At 33.9% G+C, this 12,560-nt stretch carries 12 protein-coding genes and 1 tRNA gene; 4 read left to right on the plus strand and 9 right to left on the minus strand.

Features of this window, described 5'->3' with window-relative positions; all coding sequences use genetic code 11:
* Positions 1–7 precede the first annotated feature (7 nt).
* On the minus strand, positions 8–709 hold the full coding sequence (locus AB0A59_RS08290; protein ID WP_458742863.1) for a hypothetical protein: 702 nt from the start codon (positions 707–709) through the stop codon (positions 8–10).
* A gap of 88 nt (positions 710–797) precedes the next feature.
* Here AB0A59_RS08290 and AB0A59_RS08295 point away from each other — a divergent pair, with 88 nt between their 5' ends.
* The gene (locus AB0A59_RS08295; RefSeq protein ID WP_458742865.1) at positions 798–2,072 is read left to right on the plus strand and encodes an aminotransferase class V-fold PLP-dependent enzyme; all 1,275 of its coding nucleotides are present in this window, start codon (positions 798–800) and stop codon (positions 2,070–2,072) included.
* A 562-nt stretch (positions 2,073–2,634) separates the two neighbouring features.
* Here the strand turns inward: AB0A59_RS08295 and AB0A59_RS08300 are convergent.
* Positions 2,635–2,877 (minus strand): Lrp/AsnC family transcriptional regulator, encoded by a 243-nt coding sequence (locus AB0A59_RS08300; RefSeq protein ID WP_458747587.1) that lies wholly within the window; start codon positions 2,875–2,877, stop codon positions 2,635–2,637.
* 155 nt (positions 2,878–3,032) lie between these two features.
* Between AB0A59_RS08300 and AB0A59_RS08305 the strand changes: the two genes are divergently transcribed.
* From AB0A59_RS08305 to AB0A59_RS08315, 3 genes are all read left to right on the plus strand, one after another.
* A tRNA-Ser gene (locus tag AB0A59_RS08305) sits at positions 3,033–3,116 on the plus strand.
* Positions 3,092–3,649 carry a hypothetical protein gene (locus AB0A59_RS08310; RefSeq protein WP_458742867.1) on the plus strand — a complete coding sequence of 186 codons (558 nt, stop codon included), beginning with the start codon at positions 3,092–3,094 and terminating at the stop codon, positions 3,647–3,649. The genes AB0A59_RS08305 and AB0A59_RS08310 overlap by 25 nt, the downstream gene beginning before the upstream one ends.
* Before the next feature lie 15 nt (positions 3,650–3,664).
* The gene (locus tag AB0A59_RS08315) at positions 3,665–4,015 is read left to right on the plus strand and encodes a site-specific integrase (RefSeq protein WP_458742869.1); all 351 of its coding nucleotides are present in this window, start codon (positions 3,665–3,667) and stop codon (positions 4,013–4,015) included.
* A gap of 344 nt (positions 4,016–4,359) precedes the next feature.
* Here the strand turns inward: AB0A59_RS08315 and nuoB are convergent, their stop codons facing one another.
* From nuoB to AB0A59_RS08350, 7 genes are all read right to left on the minus strand, one after another.
* Positions 4,360–5,304 carry an NADH-quinone oxidoreductase subunit NuoB gene (nuoB, locus tag AB0A59_RS08320; RefSeq protein ID WP_458742871.1) on the minus strand — a complete coding sequence of 315 codons (945 nt, stop codon included), beginning with the start codon at positions 5,302–5,304 and terminating at the stop codon, positions 4,360–4,362.
* Between the two features lie 66 nt (positions 5,305–5,370).
* Entirely contained in the window at positions 5,371–7,083 is a 1,713-nt protein-coding gene (locus AB0A59_RS08325) for a hydrogenase large subunit (protein WP_458742872.1), read from the minus strand.
* A 105-nt stretch (positions 7,084–7,188) separates the two neighbouring features.
* Positions 7,189–8,712: a hydrogenase 4 subunit F gene (locus AB0A59_RS08330; protein ID WP_458742874.1), complete on the minus strand. Its 1,524-nt coding sequence runs from the start codon at positions 8,710–8,712 to the stop codon at positions 7,189–7,191.
* A gap of 4 nt (positions 8,713–8,716) precedes the next feature.
* Complete coding sequence (locus tag AB0A59_RS08335; protein WP_458742876.1) at positions 8,717–9,055, minus strand: hypothetical protein; 339 nt, start codon at positions 9,053–9,055, stop codon at positions 8,717–8,719.
* Positions 9,030–9,395: a hypothetical protein gene (locus tag AB0A59_RS08340; protein WP_458742877.1), complete on the minus strand. Its 366-nt coding sequence runs from the start codon at positions 9,393–9,395 to the stop codon at positions 9,030–9,032. The genes AB0A59_RS08335 and AB0A59_RS08340 overlap by 26 nt, the downstream gene beginning before the upstream one ends.
* An 8-nt stretch (positions 9,396–9,403) precedes the next feature.
* Positions 9,404–10,366 (minus strand): respiratory chain complex I subunit 1 family protein, encoded by a 963-nt coding sequence (locus tag AB0A59_RS08345; protein WP_458742879.1) that lies wholly within the window; start codon positions 10,364–10,366, stop codon positions 9,404–9,406.
* A complete protein-coding gene (locus tag AB0A59_RS08350) occupies positions 10,366–12,441 on the minus strand; it encodes a proton-conducting transporter transmembrane domain-containing protein (RefSeq protein ID WP_458742881.1) in 2,076 nt (691 codons plus the stop codon). Before AB0A59_RS08350 ends, AB0A59_RS08345 begins: the two co-directional genes overlap by 1 nt.
* Positions 12,442–12,560 lie beyond the last annotated feature (119 nt).

Raw genomic sequence — 12,560 nt, forward strand, 5'->3', positions numbered from 1 at the left:
ATCCTTGTCAATTTATTTTGGCATTCCTGATTATTTTCCGAGTTTGAGGAAAATCAGGAAAACGCGACAAGAAATTGGATGCGGAACTAGTTTTTTTTTTCTTTAAAATGGTAATAAACAAATCATCTTTGTCTTGAAAATATTCTAATAAAGTTATTAAATTTGATATCCTTCTGAAATGATTATTTTCTTGGTGTGGATATGATTCATCGGAAATTGTTTCAAAAATCAACCGGTCAATACTGCTTTGCGACTGATAAGAAGTGATTACTACTGGTATTTTCTTATCAGCGTGAAACTGAAATAATATCTTTAAAAGGTTTAGGCTCTTGTAACCAGCATGTTTTCCAGCAATACGATTTAGGCTAGCAGCGCCTTTGTATTTACCCACATTTTTATGAGTATTAAAAATCTCATTATTTCCACCAAAGTTAAAGTAATCTAACAATCCATTCAATGAATCTATTACAATAAGTGAATTAAATTTGTTATATTCAATAAACTTGTTGACCATTGTACTATGAGTAATTTGATATGGCAGAAAAATCTCAAGATTAGGTTGAAGATCACAATCTGAAAATATAAAGTGATTGTTCAGAAGTGAGGAAAGTTGTGTATCAAAATCCATTAACAAAATATTCCAATTGCTAAATTCAGTGATTAATTTCTCAATTAAGCTTATTTTAGCATTTACATCGTAATAATACATTAAATTAATCCCACCCGAGATTATAGGATGTAGAAATGATGGTAATAATTCAGCTCACCTTAAATAATAATGCCTAATCTGATATATATTGAGTAACCAGGAAAATGTCGGTACATTGGATAAGGAATTGTTAGACAGTATCAACTCAGATTTTTATATAACCAAAAAGAGAATCTATTTGAACAATGGTTCAATTAGTCCGCTTCCTATTTCATCCATAAAATCAATGACGGATTTTAATATAAGATATTCTGAAGTGGGACCAGATTCTAAAGAGTTTGCAGTTTACTTAGATGAACTCAAATTGGAAACTCGAAAACGTGTCGCAAATCTCATAAACGGGCACAAGGATGAGATTATTTTCACACAGAGCACCACGGAAGGAATCAACATGATTGCTAGTGGATTAGCATGGAAGGATGGAAATCGCTTATTAATTAGAAATCCTTTAAACGAGCATTATTCAAATTATTTGCCTTGGGTCAGACTCTCTGTAGATAAAAACCTACAGATTAGAAATTTTCCAGAAGGAAAGATTGAGAATTACGGTAATAGCTTGATTGAGGATTTTGTCAATATTTATGAGAAAAGTACTTTTAAATTAGTTTCTACAAGTCATGTCATTTATAATAATGGGTCAATCACTCCTGTTGAAAAAATGGGAAACATAATAAAAAAAAGGAACAAAGGTACTTTGTTTTCTATTGACGGAGCACAAAGTGTAGGGGCAATGGTAACCGACGTAAAGAAAATGAGATGCGATTTTTTGACATTTCCGAGTTTTAAATGGCTGTGTGGGCCTTTAGGAATTGGTATACTCTATGTTAAAAAGCAGGTAATGGAAGATTTGAATCCTGTGTTCATCGGATCAGGAACTGCAGACCTTGAATTTGTGAGAGACAAGAAATTAAAGGATGATAAAAACAAGAAATTAAAGGAATCTACCAAATACCTCAAATATCCAGAAAAGTACCATGCTACATTCAGAAACTTCACTGGATTGGCTGGGCTTGAGGCATCATTGCGATACCTGTTAAGGGTAGGGATACAAAATATTTTTCAACGAAATAGATATTTGGCTTCAATATTAAGGCAGGAACTAATGAATATGGATGATATAACACTGCATGAAGCATCAACGGAAGAATTTAGATCTTCGCTTGTTTCCTTTTCTTTTAGAAAGCAAAACAATAAGAGAATCGAAAAATTAAATGCTAGGTTGCAAAAAGAAGGGGTGATATTAGCAGAAAGGGAAATAGGAGCAAGAAAGATATTGAGGGCTTCTCCACACTTTTATAATTCCGAAGATGAAATGGTGAAGACAGCAGGTTCAATAAAAGCATTGATACAGGTATTAGATTAGGATGAGATGAGTTCAGAGAGGAAGAGGAGGACTCGAAGATTATTACCTAAAAACAAATACGATAATATTTTACTGCTTTGTAACAACTTTTTGAATAAATTCAATGGAGTCAGAGTAAAAGGTGGCGCATTATTCTATGATTATCACGCTACTAAAATTTGTCATCGCCAACATATTGAATAAGTCATTAGATTTCGAAATCAAGTATTAAGAAGATTGGAAACCGAAGTAAACATTAATTTTACTTTAAAAAGTTCTATGGTAACTCTGTTTTAGATTTGTAACAATATTGTTTTGAAAACTAGATCCTCCTAAGTTTTACGTGAGTAATAGTAACGTTGGATTTTGGATTCGAATCTAGTATCTTTCTCATTTTCTTAATACTGATCATTTAAATTTACTTACGATGCGGAATCTAATGGATCAACAGATATTTAGAAAAGTTGATAATTCTTACCTATCCCAACATAATCTTAAAATTTTTAGGGAACTATTTTCTGTTGAATTTTTTTTAATTAGATAAACTATCCTTAATAAGGATTAAAAGAAAGGGATATTGTAATTAATGCGACTGCCCTTCAATAACTATCATTGTCAAAGTGGAGCGAACCTTATCTATCTTGCGGATTCGCCATGTAATGATTTCCCTCAATTTATCCATATTATCGGATGAAATTCTTACTATAATATCGTAAACTCCAAATACTCCATTCACCTCAATGACTTCTGGAACTTCCTTAATTTTTTTGATTATCTCACTTTCAGAACCTAGATCACAATTTAATAATACATAAGCAGTTGGCATACTTATCAAAAGGTGGATAAAGTATTAAATCTTTATTAGTAGATTATTAGAAGAGCAAAGAGACTACTGTTTTGCTGATAATCTTTCTTTGCTTCCTCTTATGTCAATTTTGATTGCAAATAATTAATATACCCATGTCAAAAAACAATTGTAAAGCGGGGGTCGCCTAGCCTGGTAGGGCGTGGGATTGCTAATCCCATGTTCGCAAGAACTCGTGGGTTCGAATCCCACTCCCCGCGCTTATCTTGGGGATTTATACGACAATCTTAAATGCGATAGAAAAGCAACAAATGATAGAACGACAAATTTGGCGCATGCTAATAATCCTAATTTTGATGATGGACAACAACAAGACATCAATTCATCAATCACTAAAAGGATAGACCTGTTGACAAAATCATGCACCAAACAATACTTTAACAAAATTTTAAAAAATCTAGCCATTGCTAATATCAGCAATGCTAATACGATTTGTGATTATATTATTTCTGAAGAAACAGAGATCAACATAAAGAATTCTACTAAAGAAGAAAGGATAAAAGTTCTTGTATGGCTTTCAAATTGTCATGAAAACAAGAAACTCTTTAAAGAGTTAACTAAACAAGATATCTTAGAATTTCTAAATAATTTGCGAAAACCTATTTCCGAGGATCCAACTCAGAGGTGGATAGGCACCTATAACGGAAGGCAAATCATTTTGAGTAAATTTTTTAGATGGCTTTACAATCCTTCAGACCTGACCATACTAAGAGAGAAACTCCTGATGGTATGAAGGGGATAAAGCAAATTGCCAAGAAATGAAAAAACGCCGTATTCCCCGTCAGACTTGTGGGAACCAAGAGAACATGCTTTATTTTTGAGATATTGTCCTAGCGTAAGAGACAGAAGTTTTCATGCTATGGCGAATGATTCATCGTGTCGGCCATCAGAATTATTGAATTTACGAATACGTGACATTATTTTCAAAAAGACAAGTGAAGGAAAACAGTATGCAGAAATTCAAATTAAGGGGGGTAAGACTAGGCCAAGGACCATACAACTAATAGATTCAATTCCCTATGTAAAGGAGCTTATTAACAGTCATCCCACAGGTTCAAACCACTCTGTAGTTTTTATTAGATTTACTCAAACAATTTAATTTCTGGATAATTATCTTATGTATTACAACCCCCAAGATAAGCTAATGGATTTGAATCCCAAACCTCATCTGGTGCGATTTTTCAACCCATGATTTTTAGGTACTTGTTAGCAGACAAAAACCGACGATTATCTAATAACAATATCCTCCAGCAAATTCAAATCTTACTATACCTACTTTCTTTTTGTCATTTAATGGATGTTTGATTAGATCCGCAAGCGGATTTAACATTCGTCTCTATCTTTATCAGTGTTGTTTTAATGTTCAATTTATCTATTCTATAGAATTTCTTTAATCATTATCCCAAATTTACTTCATTAACACCTTAACTAAAACGAGAAGAATCAAATTTGAATTTTATTCATTGCAGTTAGAATCCCGTAAATTAGAGCCTCGGGTCTGGGTGGACATCCTGGAATATACACATCGACAGGTAATATGGTATCAACGCCACCGGTTGTAGCATAGATATTCCCAAAGATTCCGCCACTGCATGCACACGCTCCGACGGCAATTACAATTTTAGGATCGGGAGTAGCCTGATAGGTTTTTTGAAGTGCAATAACCATATTCTGAGATACAGGGCCTGTAACTAACAACGCATCAGCATGTCGAGGAGATGAAACAAATTGAACGCCAAATCGTTCTATATCATAGATGGGATTATTCAAGGCAGTTATCTCTATCTCACATCCATTACACGATCCACCATCAACTTGCCGGATCGCCAAAGATCTACCAAATAAAGTTTTGATCTTTTCTTTCAATTCATTACCTATCTGTTCATAAGACAAATCAGAAGAACTTTTCTCATTTATAGGTATATTCACAGATTCTTTGTTTGGTTGTTGTAGCGCCAATTCAACCAAATCTATCAATTGTTCTTTATTCTTTGCTGCAAGGTTCAGGTTCTTTTCCATTCTAAATAAACTCGGATATACTTCTTCACATCTACCACAGAGAAAACATTTTCCATTATCCAAAGTTACTACAGCGGTGTTATTCTTTGATTTTCTTATTTTGATTGCGTTTGATAGACAAATATTTTCTATCTCGTCTCCCTTTCCAACTAGTTCATATTTATAGACATCCCTGGAAGGAATTACATTAATTTTGCCCTTAGAATTTTCAGGAATTAGATCTAGCTCCTTAATCGGATTAGGTATCGTTACGCGTTTATTCTTTAGAATATCACTTTTATTTTTGTCCTTGGAATTAGGCCACAATATCCCTTTATAATCAAATCGGCTCTTATTTGAAACAGTGTCTGAGAGATCCTTTTCCTTCATTACAAATCGTTTCCTGAATAAGAGAGATCAAAACTTTTGTTAATCAATGGAAAATCCGGAACAATATTATTCAGTACCAGCTAATTCTATCAACGGCCAATTACAAAAAGATGCTGTTCTTATTTTGTATCTAAAAATCCTATTGGTGTCGTCTCCAAGCATGACCCAATGTATTGTTTGACCTCTGTGGGATTCAGTATATCCCAACGCACTGTCGTATGGTTGAAGATGATTTTTTAGTTCCTCTATAACCAGACTGTCATCATTGTAGGTTTGATAATTACCACTGGTATCGCTCTTTGTGCCTTTATCTAGGATATCAGTCGCTATTTTCTGAATAATATCTATCGAGTGCCTAGTTTCAAGCACTCGGACTTCGAGCCTTGAAAGAGCATCGCCTTTACGTTTGTTTAGCTCAACTTCATATGCAATCTTATGGACAATACCTTGTATATTTTCAAGATTAAGATAAGGGTAATATGCATAGGGATGGTTCTTTCTCGTATCGATATCAACTCCAGTACTTCTTGCAATTACACCATTTGCTCCTAATCCAAGTACATCTTGAATTGATATACTTCCAGTTCCTTTAAGGCGGTCCATAAAGGAGGAAGTGTTATTTAATAATTTTACTAAACTATTAAAGTCTGTTAATATATCTGATAGATCTTTAAGGATCAGGGTTAGAGTTTCCGGTTTAAAATCTATTTTTACTCCACCAATCCTGTTTATTCCGAAAAGGAGTCTACTTCCACTTAATTTTTCATTTATTCGCATTACTTTCTCTTTGAGTATGTTGATTCTTGAGCTTCCGTATCCGAATCCAACATCAGTACAAATACCCGCGAGAGTCCCAAAGTGATTCCAAATTCGTTCTAGCTCTGCACAAATCGTTCTAATTTGCAAGGCTTTCTTGGGAATTTGTATTGAAGCCATCCTCTCTATCGCCTGGCAATACGCCATAGAATTTGCCACTGATTCATCACCAGATATACGCTCAGATAAGAGCAATGCTTCGTCCAGAGTCATTGTTTCAGCTAGTTTTTCAATACCTTTATGGGTATAGTATAAGCGCGTTTCCAAGTTGAGTATATTTTCTCCGTATATACTAAATCTAAAATGTCCAGGTTCGATGATTCCAGCATGTACTGGACCGACAGGTATCTCACATATACCCTCCCCTTCGACCTTTAGGAATTCATAATGATAATTTAAATGACTTTTTATTTTTGTCTTAATATCAAAATCCTTTCGAAGCAGAAAATGATTCTCTGGCCATTGTTCGTGCAAAACTAGTTTTCTTGTGTCAGGGTTCCCTTGGGCAATGACACCAAACATATCGGATATTTCCCTTTCATAGTACACCGCAGATGGTATATGCGAAACGATACTCGGATAGGTGGGCTTATGCAGATTAGGGAGTAATGAAGTAACTATGAAAAAAATATCTTCAGTCTCACTAGAAAAAACATGTCTAAGGTTCAAACCATCATGTCTTTTGTTAATTAAATCAATTGTATGTTTAGTATTATCCAATTCGTCTTTTTTGTCAAGTCTATCTTCAATATTTCGTTCATCGGTACATATCATGGTAACAAGTCTGCATCCTAGATTATCATTTATAAAATAAATAATCTCAGTAGTGGCTTCGGGACTGCTCGTCAAAATATGGATTTCGTTGTAATTTTTGTAACAGATCCTCTGTATCCTTTCTTTGAATTTTTCGAAGAATAATGGCTCGTATTCAAAGATTTTCTTGCGGAAAGTAGTATGGTTCAATATACCTCCAACCCCTCAACAGTTTGAATATTTAAATGACTAACGCCGCTCTTCTTCACAACAACTTCTGTTAACATTGCCTGTTTCAATCTGCCTTCTCCATCGTCATACCACTTTGAATATCTTCACAGCATCATTGATTAAAGTGTCCAAAGGTTCAGGTATATATATCCCGAGTATTATTACAAAAGCAACAAGCATTCCCATTGCAATTATGGAAAGATTACCAAGTTCTCCATTATTTATTTGTGTTTTAGGTTCACCGAAAGACATCATTACTAAATTTCTTATAAAACCGATAAAAATTATTGCTAACAAGATTATCAAAACTGTGCTAGCCAGTATATTATTAGTACTAAATCCGGAATATAATATCATAAATTTACTTAAGAAGATATTAAACGGAGGTAAGCCTATTATTGCTAATCCTCCTATGAGAAACATAATTCCAGTAATAGGCATAATCGTAACTATTCCTTTTATTTTAGACATTGCTTTAGTTTCGTATTTCTGGCTAATCTTTCCACTCGCAAAGAACATTAATGGTTTTACGATGGCATGATTTATCATATGCAAAATCGCGCCGTATATACCAACGAGACCTCCAAATCCAAACGCTAAAGTGACTATACCTATATGCTCTACACTAGAATATGCTAACATCCTCTTCATATCCTTTTGAAAGAGAATTGAAAAAGAAGCAATGCCAACTGATAATAATCCAAAAATGATCAGTAAATTTTCAGAATATTCTGCACCTATTGAACCACTGCTAATTAGATGAAAACGAAGTATCCCATATAGAGCACAGTTTAAAAGTACTCCTGACAGCATCGCACTTATTGGTGTTGGAGACTCGCTATGGGCATCAGGTAACCAAGTATGCATTGGAGCTATGCCTGCTTTTGTTCCATAACCTATTATTATGAAAATAAATGCTATTTTTACAATCATCGGATCAAAAAGTTTGGAGTTTTGTAGCATGTTTGTCCAGTTTATCTTATCCTCTTCCGGTTGAACAGGTGATAAAGGATCATGAATATTAGCATAATAAAAGAAGATAGTCCCGATTAGTGCAAATGATAATCCAACAGTAGCAATTATGAGATATTTCCAAGCCGATCTTATTGCATCCTCTTTTACGTAAATCATTATTAATAAAACAGATATCAGGGTGGTTGCTTCTATTGCAACCCACATTACTCCTGTATTGTTTATAATGGGAACTAAAATCATTGTAAAGATGAAAATATTGAACCCTTGGTAATATCGGAGTAGATGTTTGTCATCAACTAGTCCACCCTGATACTGTTTTCCCATATAATTAACAGAATAAATAGAGGAAACAAAACTGACAAAGGATATTAACAAAAGTACAACCATACTCAGTGAATCAACATAAAAAAAATCGTTGAATAGAGTAATTTTCTTCAAATCAACTATATATAGGAACAGAAAAAAAGTCAGAAAAAGGATAAAGGCAGTTGACAATACACTGATAATTTCTAGGAATATTTTCTTTTTGAATATTGTTACTAGGACACCACCTAAAATTGGAGTTAAGATAATAGACATCATTAAGTATGATTCAGGCAATATTTTGATTAATGAATTAGCCATGCTCATCATGTTTCTAATCTTCCTCCTCTGAGTACTCTAAGCTTTCACGTTTATGATTAATGTCATTCATGTTATCAAATGTGTATCCAATTCTATGTATCAAAATTGATGATATTACAATTCCGACCAAAATGTCTACGAATATGCCTATTTCTATTATCAGAGAAATTCCATGGGTGAGGGAGAGGACAAACAAGAATAATCCATTTTCCAATATCAAAAGACCAACTATCTGATTAAGGGCAATCTTTCTTCCAATCATTACTAAGAGGCCTATAAGTAACAACGAAATGGAGACTGGAAGAAAACTAATGGCAATAGCATCTTCATCCAGTTGAATTTGGTGAGTCAAAAAAGTACGAAAGCGCCACAAGAATGGTCGAAGCAACGAGTGACACACGTATGCTAATGTACGGCTTTGTTTCATTTTTGAAATCGTAACTTATTTTTTCTGTTACCTTTGTTAAAAGCCTAGGAACAATTACTGCTTTTAATGAAAAGGTGATAATGGCTGCCAGATATATCTCCCAGTTATTAGTAATATAACCAATTACTCCAGTAATTAAAGAGAGGATAATTGTTTGGTATTTATAAGCTTGAATCCATCCCAAAAATTCTTTTTTTATAATTAAAATAAAAGTTGCAATCAGTAACGTACCTGATAAGAATATCAAAATATTGTTATAAGTCATTTCTAATCCTATCCTCCAATATAAAGGAAAACTATACCCATTAGTCCACTTGCCAAAGACAAAAATATTAAATCAGGGATTCTAAATAGTCTCCATTTAGCAACCTTAGATTCAATGTATGCGATCATCATGCCTAAAGATATCACTTTTAAAAGAAAAACTAATAACCCTACTATAATCGCAGGGACTGAGAAAGTTGTAGATAGTCCCCATGGGATAAAAATGCCGATTAAAAGAGACAACAAGAGTAGTTGCTTTATAGATTGGGATAATTCAATAAGAGCAAGTCTTTTTCCTGAAAACTCCAAGATCATTGCTTCATGAACCATTGTAAGTTCTAAATGAGTAGCCGGATTATCAAAAGGTAATTTTCCAGTTTCGGACATAACAATAATGAAAAAACCAAATAGTGAAAACAACAGGCTTGCTGATATCATGTTGGATGATTCTGCCGCATGAGATACAATTGTTTCAATATTTGTTGCACCAAACGTTACTGCTACAGTAAATAAGACTAAAAACAATGCAGGCTCTGTTAGGGATGAAATCATCATCTCCCTGCTGACGCCGATACCTCCAAAAGCGCTAGAAACATCCAGTCCAGCCAGCATTAGAAAAAACCTAGAGAGGCCTAAAAGGCCAATTACTAATATAATATCACCTCCAAGACCAAATGGAGAATAGACAGCAATGATTGGTACGAAGAATGCAACAACCAGTGTAGAAGTAAATATAATCCAAGGAGAGAATCTAAATATCCAAGAAGATTCTTCTGATATTACTTCATCTTTTCTTATCAATTTCAGTAAATCAAAATACATCTGAAAAATACTAGAGCCTGTTCTTTTTTGAGTTATTGCCTTTATCTTCCGCATTATTCCGGTTAATAATGGAGCAAGTACTATAATGATCAGAAATTGAATAATACCAATAAGAATCCCGGATACGGATGGAGCGATTTCAACAGGCATTATGGAAATAACCTCACGTATACCAAAAGTAATATGATGATCACCAAGACATTGAGTAAATACAAATTAACTTTTCCTGTCTGAAATTTTTTCATTGTCTCATATACCTTAAATACGTTACTAATAAACGGTCTATATATGAAATCCTCAATGATATTCTTGTTAGCAACCTGAATCCTAACTGATTTTTTAAAGTAGGGATTAGAGGAGTGGTATGGGATATTCTCAATGGCCAAAGAAGGCTTGTAGAAATTTCTAAATACATGTAGTATAGGCTGAGACAGAGAAGAAGCAGTATATTGCATTCTTTCATTCAGATTACCAAATCCGCAGCTCCAAGTTTCAGTAATCCTATGTTTTGTTCTACCACCGACCCCATATAGAAATCCTATTGTCGCAACCAGAATTGATACAAATATAACGAGGACCACTGGTAACGAAAGTCCTAAAACAGTATTATTTGTTTCAGGCTCTGACCAAATCGAACCAAATGAAAATAACGGTTGATTCAAAGGCATTTGAAAATTAAATGCAAGAGTTATCATACCTATACCAATTGAGGGAATCAATCCTAGAATAATGCATATGATAGCAACAATACCCATTCCTGCAAGCATTGTGCGAGGAACTTCTTTTATTTGGTAAATTATATCGCTTCGAGGTTTTGAGAGAAAAGAAATACCAAAGATTTTTACAAAGGTGGCCAAGACGATCCCCAAAGTCAGTGCAAACGCCGCGCTTGCAAAACCCACAGACATTGCAATAACGATATCAGGAATACGGTAAGAAGATATGAAAGAGAGCATCATGAGATATTCGCTTACAAACCCATTGAAAAAAGGTAAACCAGAAATTGAAAGTACTCCCACTAAAAAGAAAAGCGAAGTCCACGGCATCCTTTTAACTAATCCTCCCAACTTTTCCATATTTCCAGTATGAGTTCTAAAAATTATGGCGCCAACACCCATGAATAAGAGGCTTTTAAAAATAGCATGATTTAGCAAATGGTACATTGCAGCTAACATTGCGATCGCAGATAGATAGATTAAATTAAAAGTTAGAAATACAATAGACAATCCTATTCCAATAAAGATTATCCCCATGTTTTCTATACTGCTATATGCTAAAGCACGTTTGATATCTTTTTCAATTACGCTGTATAACACACCTACCACAGAGGATATCGCGCCTATGGTAACAAACAATAATCCCCACCAAACAAATTCAGAATTATCTGTCGCACCTGATCCTACTCCACTAAAATCATAAATGATTCTTATCAGGCCATAAACAGCGGTTTTGATCATTATTGCCGACATTAACGCAGACACGTTGCTCGGAGCAGATGGATGTGCGTAAGGAAGCCAAATATGTAATGGCACGATTCCTGCCTTTGTGCCAAAACCAACAAAGGCTAGTATGAAAACGATATTTTTCATTGATACAGAAAAAGTATCTGAGGACAATCTGAAGGATTCAAAACTAGTATCACCAGTTTGAGACGAAAGTAACAAAAGTGAAGCTAATATTAGCGCAGTTCCCAGATTAGTCATTATTAAATAGATTATACCGGATTTCAAGCTAGAATCATTTTTATGATTATATATTACGAGAAAGAAAGATGTTAGAGACATTAATTCCCAATATACAACAAATGAGAAAACATCATTTGATGAGACTAAAAGGATCATGGAAAGAATAAAAGTATTAAAAAAAAATCCAAATACAGTTACATGCTTATTTTCAATATATTCTTTAATGTAACTTAAAGAGTATATTGACACGGACAAGGAAACTAAACCGATAAGTAGGAGAAAGAATGCAGCTACTCCATCTATCAGGAATTCATTGAACGAAAAAACATTGTTAGGTGCTATTTCAAAATGAATTGAACTTCCGTTTATTATGACATTCAACGCGAGTATTATCAAAAAGATGGATCCAATGATAGTAGGAATGAAAAAGGGTTTTCCACTCCCGTGTTTTCTAAACATTAACGAGAATAAAGCTCCAAAGATGTAGGATATTATCACCATCCAAAATAATGATATCGAGTCTTCAAACATTGAAATCATAAATACCGTCTAAACCCTCTGAAAATTTTATCATTATAGGAAACTTGAGATTTGTACAAGTACATCAATATTTAATTGTTATGTATTTCTGAAATTTTGAGTTTTTGAGTTTTTTATAA

The organism is Candidatus Nitrosocosmicus sp. T (assembly GCF_054408485.1).